General features: G+C 57.5%; 17 protein-coding genes and 1 other RNA gene. 17 read left to right on the top strand and 1 reads right to left on the bottom strand.

Going from position 1 to position 18,732, the window contains the following annotated elements; translation table 11 throughout:
- Positions 1-31: 31 nt before the first annotated feature.
- The 17 genes from KW841_RS24785 to KW841_RS24865 all read left to right on the top strand — a co-directional run bounded on the left by KW841_RS24785 (position 32) and on the right by KW841_RS24865 (position 16,238).
- The gene (locus KW841_RS24785) at positions 32-856 is read left to right on the top strand and encodes a (Fe-S)-binding protein (RefSeq protein WP_218480134.1); all 825 of its coding nucleotides are present in this window, start codon (positions 32-34) and stop codon (positions 854-856) included.
- Entirely contained in the window at positions 853-2,307 is a 1,455-nt protein-coding gene (locus KW841_RS24790) for a LutB/LldF family L-lactate oxidation iron-sulfur protein (protein WP_218480135.1), read from the top strand. The genes KW841_RS24785 and KW841_RS24790 overlap by 4 nt, the downstream gene beginning before the upstream one ends.
- On the top strand, positions 2,307-2,978 hold the full coding sequence (locus KW841_RS24795) for a lactate utilization protein (RefSeq protein ID WP_218480136.1): 672 nt from the start codon (positions 2,307-2,309) through the stop codon (positions 2,976-2,978). The genes KW841_RS24790 and KW841_RS24795 overlap by 1 nt, the downstream gene beginning before the upstream one ends.
- Entirely contained in the window at positions 2,975-5,785 is a 2,811-nt protein-coding gene (locus tag KW841_RS24800; RefSeq protein WP_218480137.1) for an FAD-binding and (Fe-S)-binding domain-containing protein, read from the top strand. The genes KW841_RS24795 and KW841_RS24800 overlap by 4 nt, the downstream gene beginning before the upstream one ends.
- 189 nt (positions 5,786-5,974) lie before the next feature.
- Positions 5,975-6,250 (top strand): hypothetical protein, encoded by a 276-nt coding sequence (locus KW841_RS24805; protein WP_218480138.1) that lies wholly within the window; start codon positions 5,975-5,977, stop codon positions 6,248-6,250.
- A 173-nt stretch (positions 6,251-6,423) separates the two neighbouring features.
- Entirely contained in the window at positions 6,424-6,702 is a 279-nt protein-coding gene (locus KW841_RS24810) for a hypothetical protein (protein ID WP_218480139.1), read from the top strand.
- A gap of 94 nt (positions 6,703-6,796) precedes the next feature.
- Positions 6,797-7,190, top strand: a transfer-messenger RNA (tmRNA) gene (gene ssrA, locus KW841_RS24815).
- A 169-nt stretch (positions 7,191-7,359) separates the two neighbouring features.
- Positions 7,360-8,589, top strand: coding sequence for a tyrosine-type recombinase/integrase (locus KW841_RS24820; RefSeq protein ID WP_218480140.1), 1,230 nt, complete (start codon positions 7,360-7,362; stop codon positions 8,587-8,589).
- 289 nt (positions 8,590-8,878) lie between these two features.
- A complete protein-coding gene (locus tag KW841_RS24825) occupies positions 8,879-9,721 on the top strand; it encodes a hypothetical protein (protein WP_218480141.1) in 843 nt (280 codons plus the stop codon).
- A 93-nt stretch (positions 9,722-9,814) separates the two neighbouring features.
- Positions 9,815-10,129, top strand: a complete 315-nt coding sequence (locus tag KW841_RS24830; protein ID WP_218480142.1) for an AlpA family transcriptional regulator — start codon at positions 9,815-9,817, stop codon at positions 10,127-10,129.
- Positions 10,126-10,734 carry a hypothetical protein gene (locus KW841_RS24835; RefSeq protein WP_218480143.1) on the top strand — a complete coding sequence of 203 codons (609 nt, stop codon included), beginning with the start codon at positions 10,126-10,128 and terminating at the stop codon, positions 10,732-10,734. Before KW841_RS24830 ends, KW841_RS24835 begins: the two co-directional genes overlap by 4 nt.
- Entirely contained in the window at positions 10,731-11,072 is a 342-nt protein-coding gene (locus KW841_RS24840; RefSeq protein ID WP_218480144.1) for a hypothetical protein, read from the top strand. The genes KW841_RS24835 and KW841_RS24840 overlap by 4 nt, the downstream gene beginning before the upstream one ends.
- Positions 11,073-11,601: 529 nt before the next feature.
- On the top strand, positions 11,602-11,883 hold the full coding sequence (locus KW841_RS24845; protein ID WP_218480145.1) for a hypothetical protein: 282 nt from the start codon (positions 11,602-11,604) through the stop codon (positions 11,881-11,883).
- Positions 11,880-12,164: a DUF3077 domain-containing protein gene (locus KW841_RS24850; RefSeq protein ID WP_218480146.1), complete on the top strand. Its 285-nt coding sequence runs from the start codon at positions 11,880-11,882 to the stop codon at positions 12,162-12,164. Before KW841_RS24845 ends, KW841_RS24850 begins: the two co-directional genes overlap by 4 nt.
- Positions 12,161-15,052: a DUF927 domain-containing protein gene (locus tag KW841_RS24855; RefSeq protein WP_218480147.1), complete on the top strand. Its 2,892-nt coding sequence runs from the start codon at positions 12,161-12,163 to the stop codon at positions 15,050-15,052. Before KW841_RS24850 ends, KW841_RS24855 begins: the two co-directional genes overlap by 4 nt.
- 92 nt (positions 15,053-15,144) lie before the next feature.
- A complete protein-coding gene (locus KW841_RS24860; protein WP_218480148.1) occupies positions 15,145-15,987 on the top strand; it encodes a chromosome segregation protein SMC in 843 nt (280 codons plus the stop codon).
- Positions 15,988-16,052: 65 nt separating this feature from the next.
- Positions 16,053-16,238: a hypothetical protein gene (locus KW841_RS24865; protein WP_218480149.1), complete on the top strand. Its 186-nt coding sequence runs from the start codon at positions 16,053-16,055 to the stop codon at positions 16,236-16,238.
- 131 nt (positions 16,239-16,369) lie between these two features.
- On the opposite strand, the gene KW841_RS24870 is transcribed toward KW841_RS24865, so the two are convergent.
- Positions 16,370-18,616 carry a hypothetical protein gene (locus KW841_RS24870; protein ID WP_218480150.1) on the bottom strand — a complete coding sequence of 749 codons (2,247 nt, stop codon included), beginning with the start codon at positions 18,614-18,616 and terminating at the stop codon, positions 16,370-16,372.
- Positions 18,617-18,732: the final 116 nt, after the last annotated feature.

An 18,732-nucleotide genomic window follows, 5' to 3' on the forward strand; every position in this document is an offset into this window, starting at 1 on the left:
CGAATAACCGGGACCACCCGGAGACCGCCTGATGAGCGAGCTTTTTTACAACGCCGTGCCGAATGCGACCCGTGTCGCCCCGCCACTGCCCGAGCCTCGGCAATACCCCAGCGAGAAACCCTCACGGGTATACCTGTTCGGGACCTGCGTGGTCGATTTGTTCTACCCCGAAGCCGGGATGGATGCGATCCACCTGCTGGAACGCGAAGGCATTCGTGTCGAGTACCCGCAAGGGCAAAGTTGCTGCGGACAACCGGCCTACACCTCGGGTTACACCGAGCAGGCACGAACCGTCGCGCGCTCACAACTGGCGTTGTTTGCCGGGGATTATCCGGTGGTGGTGCCGTCGGGCTCTTGCGCCGGGATGTTGCGCGAACACTACGCCGACTTGTTCAAGGACGAGCCGCACACGTTGAAACAGGTTCAGGCGCTGGCTGCCAGAACCTATGAACTGGCCGAGTTCCTGCTATTTGTCTGCAAGGTGCAGTTCAAGGACAGCGGTGAGCCGGTGAAAGTGGCGCTGCACACTTCGTGTTCGGCACGCCGCGAAATGAACACCCACCTGCACGGCCGCGAATTGTTGTCGCAGTTGAGCAATGTGGAGCGGGTCAATCACGATCACGAAAGTGAATGCTGTGGCTTTGGCGGAACATTCAGCGTCCGTATGCCAGACATTTCCGGCGCGATGGTGGCTGACAAGACCCGGGCGTTGAAGGAATCCGGCGCGCACAAGGTATTGAGTGCCGATTGCGGCTGCTTGATGAACATCAACGGCTCATTGGAAAAACAGCAGGAAGCGTTGCGCGGTCAGCATCTGGCCAGCTTCCTCTGGCAGCGTACCGGAGGTGCCCGATGAGCACCTCAACGATTATTCCTACGGTTGCCGTAGAAGAAGATTTCCGCACCCGCGCCCACAACGCGCTGGGTGATGCGCAATTGCGAGGCAACTTTCGCAAGGCGATGGATTCACTGATGACCAAACGGGCAGCGGCGTTCAGCGATGCCCACGAAAGAGAACACTTGCGCGCACTGGGCAATGCGATCCGTGCCCGCGCACTCTCCAAGTTGCCCGACCTGCTCGAGCAACTGGAACAGAACCTGACCCGCAACGGTGTGACAGTGCACTGGGCGGAAACGGTGGACGAAGCCAATGGCATCGTCCTCTCGATCATCCGCGCTCACGAGGGGCGGCAAGTGATCAAGGGCAAATCGATGGTCAGTGAAGAGATGGAGATGAACCATTTCCTGGCTGACCGAGGCATTGAATGCCTGGAATCGGACATGGGCGAGTACATCGTCCAGCTCGACCACGAGAAGCCTTCACACATAATCATGCCGGCGATCCACAAGAATGCCGGTCAGGTCGCGTCCTTGTTCCACGACAAACTTGGGGTGGAATACACCAAGGACGTTGACCAACTCATTCAGATCGGTCGCAAGGTCTTGCGGCAGAAATTCTTCGAAGCGGACATCGGCGTTTCCGGTGTCAACTTCGCCGTGGCCGAAACCGGAACCCTGCTGCTGGTGGAAAACGAAGGCAACGGGCGCATGACCACCACCGTACCGCCCGTGCACATCGCCGTCACCGGTATCGAAAAAGTCGTGGAAAACCTGCGCGACGTGGTACCGCTGCTGTCGCTGCTGACCCGCTCGGCCCTGGGCATCCCGATCACGACCTACGTCAACATGATCTCCGGCCCGCGCAAGGCACATGAACTCGACGGTCCGCAGGAAGTGCACCTGGTACTGCTCGACAATGGTCGCAGCCAGGCCTTTGCCGACAGCGAATTGCGCCAGACCCTGAACTGCATCCGCTGCGGTGCCTGTATGAATCATTGCCCGGTGTATACCCGAATCGGCGGCCATGCCTATGGGGAGGTTTACCCCGGTCCTATCGGAAAAATCGTCACCCCGCACATGGTCGGCCTGGCGAAAGTCCCGGATCACCCGAGCGCCTCTTCGTTGTGCGGTGCCTGCGGCGAAGTGTGCCCGGTAAAAATCCCGATCCCTGCATTGCTGCGGCGCCTGCGCGAAGAAAACGTCAAGGCCCCGGACAGCCCCCATCAAGTGATGCGCGGCCAGGGCAGCAAGTATTCGCGCAAGGAGCGGTTCCTCTGGAACGCCTGGGCGAAGCTCAACAGTTCGCCGACGCTGTATCGCCTGTTCGGCTTCTTCGCCACCCGTTTGCGCGCCCTCACGCCGAGTAATGTCGGCCCGTGGACGCAAAACCACAGTGCACCGAAACCCGCCGCCCGCTCACTGCATGACATGGCCCGCGAACACTTGGCCAAACAGGGAGACCGCTGATGAGCGCCAAGCAAAATATCCTCGCCAAACTGCGCAAAAGTCTGACAGGCACCACGCCGGTGGCCGACAACTTTGATGTCGATCTGGTGACCCAGCCTTACACCTACGCACCTGAGCAACGCATTCCACAGCTGCGCAAACTGATGGAAGCGGTGCACACGGAAATCCACCTGACCTCCGGTGAAGAGTGGCCGGTGCTGTTAGCGCAATTGCTGCGGGATCGCCAGTTGCCAAGCCTGCTGATCGCACCGACAACACCCCACGGTCAACGCATCACACAGCATTGGGCGAATAATCCCGATCTGCCGGCGCTCAAGGCCTACGACCGTCCGGTCGAAGAATGGAAAGCCGAACTGTTCAACGACACCCCGGCGAGCCTGACCGGCAGCCTCGGCGCCATCGCGGCAACCGGCAGCCTGATCATCTGGCCGACCCGGGAAGAACCGCGCTTGATGAGCCTGGCGCCACCGGTGCATTTCGCCCTGCTCAAGGCCAGCGAAATCCGCGACAACTTCTATCAGGTGCAGCAGGAGTTCGAATGGGCCCAGGGCATGCCGACCAACGCGTTGCTGGTATCCGGCCCGTCGAAGACCGCCGACATCGAGCAAGTGCTGGCGTACGGCGCCCACGGCCCGAAAGACCTGGTGGTACTGATCCTGGAGGACCAATGAGTCTACCGGCCGCTTTCCTGCGAGATGCACAACAACTGATTCCACAAGAGCGACGTTTCGACGACCCGCTGTCGACCCTGGCCTTCGGCACCGATGCCAGTTTCTATCGTTTGATTCCGCAACTGGTGATCCGCGTCGAGTCCGAAGACGAAGTGGTGGCGCTGCTGCAACTGGCGCAACGCGATCAGGTGCCGGTGACCTTCCGTGCCGCCGGTACCAGTTTGTCCGGTCAGGCGATCAGCGACTCGGTGCTGATCGTGCTGGGAGACAACTGGAACGCACGCGAGATCCGCGACCAGGGCACGCAAATCCGCCTGCAGCCGGGTGTGATCGGCGCCCAGGCCAACGCCTGGCTGGCGCCGTTCGGACGCAAGATCGGCCCGGACCCGGCCTCGATCAACGCCTGCAAGATCGGCGGGATCGTCGCCAACAACGCCAGCGGCATGTGCTGCGGCACGGCGCAAAACACCTATCACACCCTGGCGGGCATTCGTCTGGTGCTGGCCGACGGCAGTCGTCTCGATACCGAAGATGCCGCCAGCGTCGCGGCGTTTCGCCAAAGCCATTCCGCACTATTGGAGCGCCTGGCGACCCTGGGGCGCGAGACCCGCGCCAACGCTGATCTGGCTGCGAGAATCCGCCACAAATACCGTCTGAAAAATACCACCGGCCTGTCGCTCAATGCCCTGGTGGATTTCGACGAGCCTGTGGATATCTTGAGCCACTTGTTGGTGGGCTCCGAGGGCACGCTCGGGTTCATCAGTGCGGTGACCTACGACACGGTGATCGACCATCCGAACAAGGCCTCGGCCCTGATTGTCTTCCCGGATGTCGAGACCTGTTGCAACGCGGTCACCGTACTGAAAAGCCAACCGGTGTCGGCCGTGGAGCTGCTGGACCGACGCAGCCTGCGCTCAGTCCAGGACAAACCCGGCATGCCGCCTTTCGTACAGCATCTGTCGAACAATGCCTGCGCCCTGCTGATCGAATCCCGCGCCGCGTCGTCCGCCCTGCTGCATGAACAGCTGGCGCAGATCATGGCGTCGCTGCAGACGTTCCCGGTGGAAAAGCAGGTCGACTTCACGGAGGACCCACGGGAAAACGCCCGTCTCTGGGCCATCCGCAAAGACACCTTCCCCGCCGTCGGCGCGGTGCGCAAGACCGGCACCACGGTGATCATCGAAGATGTCACCTTCCCGGTCGAACAACTGGCCATCGGCGTCAATCGTCTGATCGAACTGTTCGACAAACATCACTACGATGAAGCGATCCTTTTCGGACACGCCCTGGAAGGCAATCTGCACTTCGTCTTCACCCAAGGCTTCAACAACACGGAAGAAGTCGCACGCTATCAGGCGTTCATGGACGACGTGGCGCAACTGGTGGCAGTGGAGTTCGGCGGTTCGCTGAAAGCCGAACACGGCACCGGGCGCAACATGGCGCCCTTCGTCGAGCTGGAATGGGGCAGCGATGCCTACCAGCTGATGTGGCAACTCAAGCGTCTGCTCGACCCCAACGGGATTCTCAACCCGGACGTGGTGCTCAGCGAAGATCCGCAGATCCACCTCAAGCACCTCAAGCCCTTGCCGGCCGCCGACGAGATTGTGGACAAGTGCATCGAATGTGGTTTCTGCGAACCGGTCTGCCCGTCGAAGGGCCTGACCCTGAGCCCACGCCAACGCATCGTGATCTGGCGCGACATTCAGGCGCGAAAACGCGCCGGCATCGATACCACCGAACTCGAAGCCGCGTACGAATACCAAGGCATCGACACCTGCGCCGCCACCGGCCTGTGCGCACAACGTTGCCCGGTCGGCATCAACACCGGCGAACTGGTGAAAAAACTCCGTAGCCGCACGGCAACCCATACGAAAACCGCCAACTGGCTTGAAGGAAATTTCGCCACGGCGCTACAAGGGGCGCGGTTCACCCTGCACGTCGCCAATGGCGCACGGATGTTGTTGGGCGCGCCACGCCTGGCAAAACTCTCGGCTACATTGACGAAGCTGTCCAAAGGTCAGGTCCCGCAATGGACCAACGCCATGCCGCAGCCGGAAAAAGCCATCCGCTTCAGTCCCGCCGTGTCGGACGAACGCCCTCGGGTGGTGTACCTGGCGGCGTGTGTGTCGCGGGTCATGGGGCCGGCGGCGGGGGATAAAGAGCAGGTGTCGTTGTACGACAAAACCCGAGGGCTGCTGGAAAAGGCCGGTTACCAGGTAGTCTTCCCGGACAATCTGGACAACCTCTGCTGCGGCCAGCCATTCGCCTCCAAAGGCTACGCCGAACAAGCCGAACACAAACGCCAGGAACTGATCGGCGCCTTGCTGCACGCCAGTCGCGGCGGGCTCGACCCGATTTATTGCGACACCAGCCCCTGTACGTTACGGCTCACTCAAGACCTTGGCGACGTTCGACTGGACCTCTACGACCCGGTGCGTTTCATCCGCACGCACCTGATGGATCGCCTCGACTTCACACCACAGGAAGCACCGATTGCGGTGCACGTCACCTGCAGCACCCAGCACCTTGGCGAAAGTCAGGCGCTGATCGATCTGGCGCGCAAATGCAGCAAAAACGTGGTCATTCCTGAAGGCATTCACTGCTGCGGCTTCGCCGGCGACAAGGGCTTCACCACGCCGCAGTTGAATGCCCATTCGCTGCGCACCCTCAAGGACGCGGTGCAACAATGCAGCGAAGGCATCTCCACCAGCCGCACCTGTGAGATCGGTTTGACGCAACATGGCGGCATTGATTACCACGGTCTAGTCTATCTGGTGGACCGCGTTACCCAGGCTAGGGTGCCCTGATAGAAGGACCCAAGGAAGGTGCATAGATGTACCTACTTGCCGGAATCGATAGCTCCACAGTAAAAAACAGAACCCTGAGGTGCCACCGCAGTCCACTGATCAAGTCCCGCCAATGCGGGACTCTCCCAACACTCGGTAGCTCGATTTGATGGCCAGCAATGCCTGGCCCTTCAGCTCAAGGAGATACACATGAATCGTTCTGTGCTGTTAGGTTTGTTTATTACTGCCTCTATGCTCGCCTCCCCCTCGTTTGCCGCAGAAAAAGATCAGTGCGCGGTCAATCTGCAAACCATCGAAAACGCAAAGGCACAGATTCCTCCGGAAATGGTTGACCAGGTAAAAGCCTCCGTCGAGCAAGCCAAAGCCGACCATGCAAAAGGCACCAAGCAGGGCACTGATGATTGCATCGCCGAGACCAACGACGTCATCAAGGCCCTCACCGACGCGAAAAAAGGCGGGAAGTAATCCGATACGAAGCAAAACAAAACCCGCCAACGGCGGGTTTTTTTGCATCCGGGGTCTGGGAATGTGTAACCGCCCGCATCGAGGGAAAAGCTTGGCACGCGGTCTGAAAAAACCGAATTCTTGCGTTGAATCGTAGTCTTTGAGGTAGGCCCCATCCGTTCAAGGTGATACCCATGAAGCGCACCACACTCGCTGGTCTGGTCATTTCCGCTGCAATGTTGGCCTCTCCTGCATTTGCTGCGGACAACAACCTGTGTACGAGCAAACTGCAAGAGCTCAAAGGCAAAGTGAACGCGCTGCCGGCGACCTCCGGAAGCACCGCCATGGAGATCAAGAGACTGATGTCCAGCGCCGAAGCCTCACAAGCCTCCGGAGACGACACAAAATGCGTCACCGAAGCCACCCAGGCATTGGCACTCGCTGACAAACAGAGCAACCAGCCAAACCCATGATGTGTGGTGGCCTACCTTCGGGTTGGCCTTCTGAGTCGCGTTGACGTACACTGTGCAGGCTTGTTGCTCACTTGATTCACAGAGCACCAGGCTCGGGGCCGTTTAGGATTCGACGCCGGTTGCGAAACTTTAGGTGCATGCCGAGTTGGTAACAGAACTCGTAAATCCACTGTTGCAACTTCCTATAGTTGCCAATGACGAAACCTACGGGGAATACGCTCTCGCTGCGTAAGCAGCCTTAGCCCTTCCCTCCTGGTACCTTCGGGTCCAGCAATCATCAGGGGATGTCTGTAAACCCAAAGTGATTGTCATATAGAACAGAATCGCCGTGCAGTACGTTGTGGACGAAGCGGCTAAAACTTACACAACTCGCCCAAAGCACCCTGCCCGTCGGGTCGCTGAGGGTTAACTTAATAGACACGGCTACGCATGTAGTACCGACAGCGGAGTACTGGCGGACGGGGGTTCAAATCCCCCCGGCTCCACCAAATAGCAGTCTAGACCTGTCTTAGACAGTCTACGAAACACCCCAAGAAGCCCGCCCCGTGCGGGCTTTCTTGTTTCTGGCTATCCACTCCTGTCCACCCCTATATCTTCACGCCATGTATCCCCTTGTGTATCCTCGTACTAGATTTGAACTGAAGGGATACACATCGAATGAAGCGTGCCGATATCAAGCGTCGCCCCCTCTCTGATACCACGCTGCTCGGCTTGGAGCCTGACGCCAAAGAGTATCGAGAGCATGATGGCAACGGCCTGTATTTCCGCGTGAAGCCTGATGGCCAAAAATCCTGGCAGTTGCGCTACAAAACTCCTGCAGGTAAATGGAGCTGGCTGGGGCTCGGGGGATACCCTGAAGTGGGGGGCTCTCTAGCAAGAAAAAAGGCGACTGAACTCCGCAGTGATGCTGCTGAGGGCAAAAACCCTATTGTGACCAAGAAAGTTCGAAAAACCGCCGAAATCGAAGCAGCTAACAACACCTTCGAAGCCCTGGCACGAGAGTGGTTTACAGCTCGCCGCAAGAACTGGGAGGAAGGCACAGCTGTTAGAGTCATCGGAGCTCTAGAGCTCCATGTGTTTCCAGTTTTCGGCAAGCGCATCTACACCGAGATCCTTCCTCTCGAATGGATGGATTTTCTGCGAGGAATGGAACAGAAAGGCATCTTGGAACAAATGAGCCGGGTACGTGGGTTTTGCAAAGAAATCTACGATTTGGCCCGCGTCACTGGGCGGGCGGTGCATAACCCACTCGAAGGACTGCATAAGTTCTTACAGACCCGAGCAGCTGAAAACTACGCGCACGTAACGAACGAAGAATTACCCTCACTGCTTCGTGCAATCACCTCATATCCGCATGCAAAGGACGTTCGTTTGGGTTTACGTCTTCTTGCTCTTGTGGCGGCTCGCCCCTCAGAGCTACGCGAAGCAAAATGGATTGAATTCGACCTCGATAAAAAGTTATGGACGATCCCTGCAGAACGCATGAAGAAACGCAGGGAACATCTAGTCCCACTTTCCCGACAAGCTATCGAGGCGCTCAAGGAATTACACACGTTGAGCGGTGCCTACCCACTACTTTTCCCAGGACGTAATGACCGTACAAAACCACGCAGCAACACAGTATTTCTGATGGCTCTGCGACGTCTAGGTTACGAGGGTCGGCAAACAGGTCACGGTTTCCGCCACATCGCCAGCACTACACTGAACGAAAACGGCTTCGAGGAAAACCATGTAGAAGCTCAGCTTTCACACGTCAAAGACGGAGTTGCTGGTGTTTACAACAAGGCGATCTATCTCAAGCAAAGAACAACGATGATGCAATGGTATGCCGACTACCTCGATCGCCTTGAGTATGGAAATGTCATTCATGGGCAGTTTGGGAAGTAGATATGAGTTCGCTTATCCATCCCCCCTCCAAAAGCGGTGTTACGCGTGTTACGGGTGTAACGGGCATCACCAAACCCCTGAATATATTGAACTTCACGCCTGTAACACGCTTGCGAACGGTGGCGTACACGTCGTGTAACGCTACGCCTGGGTGTTACACCGAGAGCCCATCATTGCCACTGCTGGCTGGCCATTTTCGACGCGTGCGAACAAGCTCGGCGCGCTGGCTGTGCCTCAATAACATAGGGCGCGGGGATGGTTGGCTACGTTTCGGTAAAGGAATGGGCGCTTGGAACTCATAGAAGGCATTGATCTCGCCTTGGGCGTAAAGCCGACGGCCAGACTTATCGAGCACCTGTCGAACCAGTCACTCTATGTGCATTGCGGCGAGCAAATACTGGATGCGTGCCGTTTACTCGACCAATGCGCGTTTCGCATTCAAGCCAACGAAAGCAGTTATCTTAATTCGCTCTGTCTTGAGGCCGTCAGGCAGGAAGAGTCAATCTTCCAGTATGCGGATACTCCTCGATCATCGCGCCTAGCTGACTGGATTCGCCACTTCACATGCTGTGAATCAGCGTCCGATGAAGAGGCTTATGCCGCCTACGCGATGGCTTGCGCAGTAAAGGCGATTGAATCTCTCAGCGATTGGATGCAGGCGAGCGAACAGGACGTCGTTTCGAAGAACTGGCGAATATTGGAGCTACCTTGGGAGGAGTTTTGCCAAGCTGTCTCGACTGAAATCAATCCTGATGGCCGCGTCGTAGCGTTAGAAAGCTATGTCGCTCACTTGGAAGTGGTCACCTCACTGATTTCCCTTTACGACAACGACATTACTGAGCTTGCTTCCGCAGCCATCAAAACCGCGATCCGTCGCAAAGGTGGCATCTTGAGCGGAAAGGATCGCAATGAAGAAATGTCAGCCCGCGACACCGCCATTGTGAAGCAAGCGAACAACCTTCGAGGCGAGGGACTTCCACGTCGAAACTTGGCTACACACGTCCATCGCTGGCTAGAAGATCAAATAGCCCTCCCCCCAAAACAGAGACCCACTTGGCTACCTTCGGAAATTGATAGGGCTCTCACCCGCAGACAGGTAGATGCCATCCTCAGTAAGCATGACTTGCTGTAAACCGAAAATTTCAAAGTGGAAGTGAACTGCTCACCGCATTTCAACGCCTAGATCATTGCTCTCGTCAGTCCATACCAATCGAGAGCAATACCAATGAAAAGTGACTTCGCACACAAGCCCGATCCAAACTTCCCAAACCTCGTCACCCCTTTTGATCCCACCTTCCCAAGCCTCATCACTCCTTTTGATCCCGCCACCACCCTCATACGCATGCCGCGTCTTGAGATTGCTACGGGGCTCAAGCGCTCGACGATCTACAAGCTTATGCAATGCCCCGACAGTGGTTTCCCACAGCCGGTCAAACTGAGCAACAGCACCGCACGTGGCGCGCCAGTTGCCTGGGTTTTTTCTGAAGTTCAGAGCTGGGTCAAAAGCCGTATTGAAGCACGTGATCAGGTGGCCGCATGACGCGCAACTACTGCCCATTCAAAGGCCCCTTTCTCGACTCCTATAGCGTCGGATTTCGTCTCTATCAACCTGATGCAATCAATTGGCGGCACCGCACCATTGCGGGTGTGAGCTGGAACGGGGAAGAACAAGAAGCCTTCTTTTTCAACCCGGATGGCTTGGTCCTTCCGCTCAAACCCAATCCATGGGAATTACCTCGACTGATCGGCAAAAACGCGGTACGCAGGGAGTTTTCCAGCATCCACGGCTCGGGTCATTTCGCGATGAAACAAGGTCGTCGCGCCGCGCTGAAATCGTTGGATTTGAACGACTGGGTCACTTACTGGCTAGTCGACCAGTCGGCCGGCTACGCGAACGATCCGACGGTATGGCAACGCATCACTGAGCAGGATCTTGCCGAGGAAAAAACCGCAAGCGAACGCCTTCACCGTGAAATGAAGTTGACCTCGGACCTGTCCGCCTACGTGGACGAATGCCTAGCACAGCGCCGCGATGTGCTCGCGGTAAAACACCGCCGACGGTGCGTCGAGGACAGCAAAATCCTTGCTTGGCTCAAAGGTGAAACGCCGCAACCGCTGTTCACCAGCACGCAGGAGGCGGCATGACTCCGACCTTTCTTCCCCATCAAGCCTTGGATCTCGTCGGCGTACTTGAAACGCCTATGCCTTCATCAGCAGTGATCAAGGGTCGCCAGCGCTTGCTTGCGCTCCGTGATCAAGCGATTGCAGCCGGCGCACATGTGCTGATCGTGCTGTGGCAAAACCTGGAGTGGACGTTGCTAGCGGTTCAGCCACCCGCAGACGTGGTGATCAGCGACGCTCGCGAACTGATTCCCAACCTGCTGCGCAATCCCGAAGCGCTCCAGCAGATGCGGCAACGCGCCGGCCAAGGCAGCCACTTGCAATGGCTCACCCTCGTCCGCCCCGTCACTTCCCAGCACTAACGAAAACGCCCCCGGGAGCGATCCGGAGGCGTTGAGGTAAATCTACATGCCCGCACAATTTATGCCGCATCGAAAAAATGCGCAAGATCTCGGCACAGTTGCACTTTTGAAACCCGGACGTTACTCTCTGACCGTCGCTGCAAATTCAGCGACCGGGTTTGACGGCCCGATCAACAATAGGCGCACAGGCGCCCCCATTACGATTGCAGGCGCTTTTTTTGTGCCCGCACTCCTGTTTTATGGTGGCTGTGCGTGGGAGACCTTCGGGTCTGCCGGGTTCCTATTGTCCCGGTCCGTCAACCTGCGCACAGCTACCACCCTAATTCGTTTGACGGCGGACGGTGGTAGCTCCTCAACAATAGGAGTTTCACCCCATGCACGCCCTCAATCCGTCCAAAATTCGCGCCGCTGCACACCGTGCAATGGCTCTCGCCGCTTTACACGCCAATTCCAGTCTCGCTACCCGTCTCGCCCGTTTCAATTCCCATATGGCCAAAGCCCGCGCTATCGAAGCCGCAGGCGGTGCCCAATGAATTCCGCCCTGAGTTTCGCCCTACCTGAGGATCTGCTTTGCGTGCACAGCGGCGCCGAAGCGGGGATTCCGATTGATGCCCTTACCTGTGCTGTGGAGCGAGCCAACTCTGTGCTTTTGCTTCTTGAAGATCAGTTCGACTGCGACGGCCCCCGTCTAGCCAACCATGTCATCGCGGCTGCCCTGTGGGACGTTCGCGGGACCCTGGGACTGATCCGCACCCTCGCCTTGCACGCCGACAACTCCACTCGGCAGGTCATGAGCGGAGGTGCCCAATGACCCCTTCCATGTTGATCAATACCGTTGGCGGCGCCACCTTTGCCAAAAGCAATGCTCAGAACCAGCCACTGTTTCGTATCAACGCCGGTATCTCTTGCGAAGAAGCGCTCGAACAAGCTTCTCTGCTCATGGACTGTGTGAACAAACTCACCTTCCTGAGCGGTATGGAGAATGACAATAATGCGATGGTGTGGGCTTCGCATTATTTGAGCGAGATGGCGAAGGCGATCATCGATGACGTCACCAGCGGGTTGCAATTGGCCCAGGGCGGTGGCGTATGACTGCATCTACTTCTAACACCCGTCGTCCCACGTTCGCTCAAGTCAAAGCTGTTGCGTTGCAGAACATTGATCGTGTGCTTGCTCACTGCCTACCGAACGGCAAGCGCGTGGATGGCGGCAAGGAATACACCGCTCCGAATCCAACCCGCGCCGACAAGCGCGCCGGTTCGCTCAAGGTCAACTTGAGCAAAGGCACCTGGGCGGATTTTGCGACCAGCGACAAAGGCGGCGACCTGATCGATCTGGTGCGCTATCTGGATGGCAGCACCGACGTCGAAGCCTGCAACAAGCTGGCGGATCTGCTGCACGTTACCGCTGGCGCGGTTCAATCGAAATCGAGCCCTAGCAAAAGCAAAACTCCGGAATGGATTGCCATTCAGCCGATCCCGGCTGAGGCCATGAACAAGTGCCCGGCCACACATCGGCAACACGGCGCACCGACCAAAGTCTGGATGTATCGCAACGCTCAGGGCCAACCGGTCATGGCGCTCTATCGCTTCGATTTGGGCCCGGATGAAGACGGCAAACCACGCAAGGTGTTTGCCCCCTTGACCTGGTGCCAGCGTACCGAGGGTCAAACGCAGCAATGGCGCTGGCAGGGTCTACCTGAGCCGCGTCTTCTGCTCCGCCTGGATGAACTGGCGCAACGCGCAGAAGCTCCGATCATTCTGTGCGAAGGTGAAAAGTCCGCCGACGCCGCGGGGGAGCTACTACCCAACTACGTGGCCACGTGCTGGCCGAACGGCTCGAATTCCTGGCACAAAGCTGACCTCACACCGCTCAAAGGTCGGTCCGTGGTGTTGTGGCCAGACAACGACGCCAGTGGCAAAAGCTGCATGGACGCCGTCGCTAAACAACTGCACCAGATCGGCGCCGCGTCGGTGCGCGTGATCGCCCTGGACGTCTTCAAACGCAGGCCCACCCTCAAGAACGGGCAACCGACCTTTACCAAGGGTGGTCAATGGAATGACGGCGACGACGCGGCCGATGCTCAGACCAAAGGTTGGACGGTTGCGCATTTTGCCGAGCTGGAACACAGCGGTGAATTGTTTGGTGTTGAGCCGGAGCAAGCACCGACCGAACCACCCGAACCTCAGGCCAAACCGACGACCAAGCGTGCCGCGAAACCCAAAAACGATCTGCTGCCCGGCGGCTTCCGCCTCACACCTGAAGGCGTGTTTTATTCCGGTGACGATGGCGAGGCCCGCCCGGTGTGTTCGCCACTGGAGATCCTGGCTCGCACCCGTGATGCACAGGGGCACAACTGGGGTTTGCTGGTCGAGTTCGACGATCCCGACGGTGCGAAAAAGCGCTGGAACATCCCGGCACGAACCATGACCGGCGACTTCGGCAAGGACGTGCTCGGCCCACTGGTGGACATGGGCCTGCGTCTGGCCGGCAGTCGCTCAGGCCGCAATGCCCGCAACGATCTGCAGAGTTATCTCGGCGGCTTCGACAGCGCCCAGCGTGCACGACTGGTCACTCGCTTGGGCTGGCACGACAGCGCCTTCCTGCTGCCCGAACAGCAGGTCGGTTCGCACGCCGAACACCTGCACTTCTATGAGGCCGGCACGCAGCTTCCCCCCATCAGCGAAGCCGGCACCCTAGAGCAGTGGCAAGAGCAAATCGGCGCCTTGTGCATCGGTAATCACCGCTTGGCGTTTGTGGCCAGCGTGGCGTTTGCCGGTCCGCTGTTGCACCTGCTCGGCCATGAGTCAGGCGGCTTTCACTTGTACGGCGACAGCTCGGGCGGCAAGACCACCCACCTGCAAGTTGCCGCTTCAATCTACGGCGGGCCGCGTCTGGTGCGTTCCTGGCGCTCGACGGATAACGCACTGGAATCCATCGCCGCTGCGCACTCCGACGGGCTTCTGGTGCTGGATGAAATCGGCATGTGCGACCCGCGCATCATTGGCGAAACGGTATACATGCTCGGCAATGGCACCGGAAAGGCTCGCGCCAATGATCGAGGACAAGCAGGCCGACAGGTCCAGGAGTGGCGCTTGCTGTTTCTTTCGACCGGTGAGAAGACCTTGGCGCAGCACATGGCCGAAGCAAACAAGGAGCTGAAGGCCGGAATGGAAGTGCGGATGCTCGCCGTACCAGCGGACGCCAGCAAAGGCCTAGGTATGTTCGACGCGCTGAATGGTTTTGATGATGCCGCCGCCCTCTCCGATGCGCTCAAGGCACGGGTAGCCAAGTACTACGGTACACCGCTCACTGCCTTCCTGTCGGCGCTCTGTGAGCCCGACAAGCGGCATGGCTGGTCGGTGATCCTGCGCCACACCTTGGAGGGCTTTATCGCTAACGCTCTACCGGCCTCGGCCAGCGGTCAGGCGCATCGCGCGGCCGCTCGCTTTGGCTTGGCTGCCGCAGCCGGCGAGCTGGCCACCGCAATGGGCATAACGGGCTGGCCCGATGGCACGGCCACCACTGCTGCTCGGGTGTGCCTCAGTGCCTGGATGAATGAGCGCGGCGGTGCCGGAAATCTTGAAGGTGATGCGATCCTGGCACGGCTACGCCAAGTCATCGAGCGCTTCGGTGAAAGCCGCTTCACTCGCTGGGAGTCGGCGGCCGCGAAGATCGATGAGCACGGCCCCCGCACCATCGACCGATTGGGCTTTCGCAAGACATTGGAGCACGGCTTGGGTGACGCCTTGCACACCACCAACACCTACTACGTGCTGCCCGAGTCATGGCGCTCCGAGGTGTTCAAAGGCATGAACATCAATGCCGTGAACAAGGAACTGATTCGTCGTGGCGTTCTGGAACCAGGTCCCAACGGCAAAGCCTCCTGCTCCGTCCGATTACCAGGGATGGGCACCCAGCGTTGCTATGTGGTGAAGACGATTCCGGGAACAGATGAGAGCGAGGCTCAGGCGGCCTAGCACCGCCCAAATGTTCGAGGTAGCGCCGGCTCATCTCCGGTCTCGCCAGCCGCTCAACCATCCCACTATCGAATCACAGAGAGACAAGACAAATGAACGAAATCCAAGCAATGAAAGATCGCCGCGACCAACTGACCAGTGAAATGGAAAGTCTCCAAGCCGCACTGCTCCCCTATGAAGCGGCACTGGAGAGCCCCGAAACGATCGAGCAGGGCCGGGAACGCGAAGTGCGCGACCAGTACAACGAGCGAAAAAGAAAGATTGATTCACTGGATATGGAACTCTACCGGCTGAACCCGAAAATTCACCGCCGTGAAAACTTTGCTAATCGCGACACTCTCATGGCGGACTTCATCTCCGACATGGCGAACTGGGCTGCGGATGAGATCGAACTCAATACAAAACGACAAAGCCTCAGCACTCGTCTGGAGGAAGTTCGTCAGCAAGCGCAGGAGGAAATAGCTAGCGCGCGACAAGCGGAGACCCTCGCGGCCACCGCATACGCACAGGCTGTGGCATGGGGCGACGTAGAAGGCGAAAAAACGGCTAGTAGCGACGCTCAGAAAGCGGCAAAAAACCTCACTATTGCGACCGAACAATATCGTCGTCAGCAACTGATCATTACCGCCCTGGAGCAGGAGCTGGTCTCCGTTGACAGACACATCACCGAGGCTCAGGAAGAGCACCAGAGGATAGAGAAAAACGCCTTACACCTCGCACATGACGTTTTGGAACAACAGTGGAATGAAGCGGCCCAGGCGCTACTCGACGTAGGCGGCAAGCTCTATGCGGCCTCCCGCATGATCAACCGGGATCCGATTTCGCTGTTTAAGCTCGACATTCCTCAACAAGGTGAAAACTTTGGAAGTTGGAAATGGGGTGACCTAGCAGACCGTGGGAGCCAACATCGCCTGCAGGACCTGCTCTCGATGTAACTGTTGATTTACCCTGAAACAGCCTGCTTTCGCGGGCTGTTTAAATCACTCCAAGGATCGAAGCCATGAACACAGCGACACAAAACAGCTCATCCATATCCGAAACGCTTAAAGCGAGAAAAGCGCACCTGACCGCTCTGCTCCAGATCGTAGATACCAACGTCGGAAAAAACACAGTGATGCAGCGGCTCACCATCACTGCGATCAAGGCAGAAATGGGGCTAATCGAGCATAAGCTGAAACAACGGTGATGAGGATAATCGGAAGCTCGCGAAAGCTTCCGTTGCATTCAAATTCGGCAGGCAGCTTCAAGCCAGAAGCGACAGTTCGAAGGTGCACGTTGACCCGAACTTTGCTAGTTAGGGGTGCTGTCGTCCGGACGTTAATGTAACTGCGGTTCGGCAGCAAGAATGCCTGCCACCTCAAGCAGCAACGCACGCACTGTAAAATGGTCTTGCTGCGCCAGAGTGCGATCGACTGAATCAAAAGCGTCAATATGCCTTAATTCGTTGGCGCTTCTCGCCAGGTTAGCTGCGGCGCGGGCACGCACTTCCGCGGAAGGCGCTCCTTCGCTGGCGAGCATCTCCCGAAGTTGTGTCTTGAGCGCAGCCACGGCTTCCTGGGTCCCTTCGTCAATCGCTAGGGCGACCAGCGATTTGACCGACGTGTCCAGAATCCCCCAACCGGTTTCGTTTCTTCCACCCTTTTTCGCCCATGCTATCAGGAGCCCTTTGCAGCTCTCATAGAATTCCAAGCAGTCCCGCCGATATCCGTCCGAAGCTGCTGCAAAAATGCTCTCAGTAAGGGAATAGTTCTCGGCAAAAGTCACGGACTCCCTGTCGTCCGGGAGCCATGACAACGTCGAAACAAGCCAGACGGCGTGCCTCCTTAGGTCGTCCCTCAGATGTTCCGTACAGGCAGGCGCGTTCGATAGTGCATTCAGTAATTCAGAAATTCCAACAACCCAACTGATGGCATCGAAGGTAAAGGAGGATCGTTTCTGCACGGCAAGCAGGAGAAGTTCCTTCCCCGAAATATAGAGCTGGTCTGCCCAAGTCTCAATATTTTCGATAATCGCGCTGGCACGCGGGTTGTCCGCAGACGCCTCCAACAGCTGGTTGACTAGCGATGTGAGCCTTCCCTTAAGTGAAGAAACGCTGGTGCTAGAAAAGTACGGACCGAGCGTAGTGCGGTGTATAGAACCTAGCGGCGTGTCGTGCGTCTCCAGAAACCCTTTGGCTGCATCGGTTACAGCCGAACGCAGTTGTTGGACGACGAAACCGAGATCGTGCTTCCCCTTTACCAGAAGGTCGTAGGTGACGTCTGCAAGCTGCTCGAATGCGGTCAACGTGACGGGCTGATGGCTTGTCTTGAGTACGCCGACATAGGAAAGGGTGGCGATCTTCTGTACCACGCTGACAATTTCGGTCGGGGAGGTATGGTCTAGTGCAACTCTCGACGCGTGTCCCATCAGCCGAATACCCTCCATCATGAGGTCAGGCATGTTGTGCGAAATGACGGACTCAACAGCCGATCCCATGTATCCGGATGCAAGTAGCGCGTGATGCTTGTTTCGGTCGCGCCCCGGATACTCTATCTCCAGATACACCCCATAGAGTCCCCCGATAGCACGCAGCGTGCTCGCAGCCAATCGTTCGTCACCCTTCGCCAACGCAGCTTGCATCGTTTGCCGAAGCTGTTCTAGCGAGGTGTTAATGAGGCCATCTGTGGTACCTGGCATATCGAAGAAGGGGTTGGTTCCGACGAAGGTACCGCGCTTCGCCTCACAATAGGCGGCATTGATCAACGTAATGCGCATGAAGGCATAATCCGTGACCTCGTAATCGCCCTGTTCCGCGAATCGCTTTGCATAAGAAATGGCGTAGTGGATCGCTTGCCCAGCAGATGTGCTCCAGTGTGCGTTGACTTGGTAGAACTTGTTTTTGGGGGCGTTGAAATGAAGTTCTGTGTCATCGTCAACTGTGCCTGGCTGCGGCGCCTCCCTTAAAAGAATGGCGGCTTTGTCTGCTAACCGGTTCCATCGCTGCAAGTCCCGTCGAACCACCTTTGACAGGATGGCGAGTTGCTCGATCGGATTGATGAGCTGGAGTGCTCGCCGGTATGCATAAAGAAACAGCAGCATGATCGTGGCGATTCCCCAAATCGCCGTAACGATTGCAGGGATGCCCCAGCTTCCGTCTGGAATCAGCGATGTCCCAGCGACAACTATTGCCGTCAATAGCGATCCGAGAAACGAGCTAAGCAACCTTTTGTCAGAGCTTAGCTGCCTGAACAAGCCATGCGGCATGCGCTCGACATTGATCTGCATAGCAAAAACGACGAGCGAGAACGCGATAGCTGCGGCTCCGATTAGCGCCGCCCCTGTGCCGCCAAGGAGGGCCCTAAGTGCGGCCAAACTCTCTTGACGACTGAAATAATCTCCGGCCACGTGCTGTAGGAACGGCATCGAGAACACACTAAAAAGCACTGCGGTCAGCAGAACAAGTGTTGTGAGTTTCAATCCATGCCGCAGCCGCCAGTGGTCGAATCGGACGTTGACCTGATGCAAACGCAACACATTTGCTGCGTAAGCCTTCTTAAGTCGATCGTTTAGCTTTGGCATGTTCATCGAGTAGGCTCCTCCGTCAAGTAGACACCTGAAAAATAAAGCCTCCGACGCGTTGACAGTAGTATTTTGAACATCACTTCACTCCACAACGCCAACAAATACAACCCCTGACAAAC

Origin of the sequence: Pseudomonas sp. PDM28, from assembly GCF_019219115.1 — a bacterium.
Classification (GTDB): domain Bacteria; phylum Pseudomonadota; class Gammaproteobacteria; order Pseudomonadales; family Pseudomonadaceae; genus Aquipseudomonas; species Aquipseudomonas laurylsulfatiphila.

What these genes read in the sequence shown, in the direction of transcription:
- KW841_RS24835 (WP_218480143.1), top strand. Translation starts at nt 10,126, where the DNA reads ATGACGCGCAACTACTGCCCATTCAAAGGCCCCTTTCTCGACTCCTAT.
- KW841_RS24790 (WP_218480135.1), top strand. Translation starts at nt 853, where the DNA reads ATGAGCACCTCAACGATTATTCCTACGGTTGCCGTAGAAGAAGATTTC.
- KW841_RS24865 (WP_218480149.1), top strand. Translation starts at nt 16,053, where the DNA reads ATGAACACAGCGACACAAAACAGCTCATCCATATCCGAAACGCTTAAA.
- KW841_RS24810 (WP_218480139.1), top strand. Translation starts at nt 6,424, where the DNA reads ATGAAGCGCACCACACTCGCTGGTCTGGTCATTTCCGCTGCAATGTTG.
- KW841_RS24840 (WP_218480144.1), top strand. Translation starts at nt 10,731, where the DNA reads ATGACTCCGACCTTTCTTCCCCATCAAGCCTTGGATCTCGTCGGCGTA.
- KW841_RS24845 (WP_218480145.1), top strand. Translation starts at nt 11,602, where the DNA reads ATGAATTCCGCCCTGAGTTTCGCCCTACCTGAGGATCTGCTTTGCGTG.
- KW841_RS24800 (WP_218480137.1), top strand. Translation starts at nt 2,975, where the DNA reads ATGAGTCTACCGGCCGCTTTCCTGCGAGATGCACAACAACTGATTCCA.
- KW841_RS24820 (WP_218480140.1), top strand. Translation starts at nt 7,360, where the DNA reads ATGAAGCGTGCCGATATCAAGCGTCGCCCCCTCTCTGATACCACGCTG.
- KW841_RS24830 (WP_218480142.1), top strand. Translation starts at nt 9,815, where the DNA reads ATGAAAAGTGACTTCGCACACAAGCCCGATCCAAACTTCCCAAACCTC.
- KW841_RS24855 (WP_218480147.1), top strand. Translation starts at nt 12,161, where the DNA reads ATGACTGCATCTACTTCTAACACCCGTCGTCCCACGTTCGCTCAAGTC.
- KW841_RS24870 (WP_218480150.1), bottom strand. Translation starts at nt 18,616, where the DNA reads ATGAACATGCCAAAGCTAAACGATCGACTTAAGAAGGCTTACGCAGCA.
- KW841_RS24860 (WP_218480148.1), top strand. Translation starts at nt 15,145, where the DNA reads ATGAACGAAATCCAAGCAATGAAAGATCGCCGCGACCAACTGACCAGT.
- KW841_RS24785 (WP_218480134.1), top strand. Translation starts at nt 32, where the DNA reads ATGAGCGAGCTTTTTTACAACGCCGTGCCGAATGCGACCCGTGTCGCC.
- KW841_RS24795 (WP_218480136.1), top strand. Translation starts at nt 2,307, where the DNA reads ATGAGCGCCAAGCAAAATATCCTCGCCAAACTGCGCAAAAGTCTGACA.
- KW841_RS24850 (WP_218480146.1), top strand. Translation starts at nt 11,880, where the DNA reads ATGACCCCTTCCATGTTGATCAATACCGTTGGCGGCGCCACCTTTGCC.
- KW841_RS24805 (WP_218480138.1), top strand. Translation starts at nt 5,975, where the DNA reads ATGAATCGTTCTGTGCTGTTAGGTTTGTTTATTACTGCCTCTATGCTC.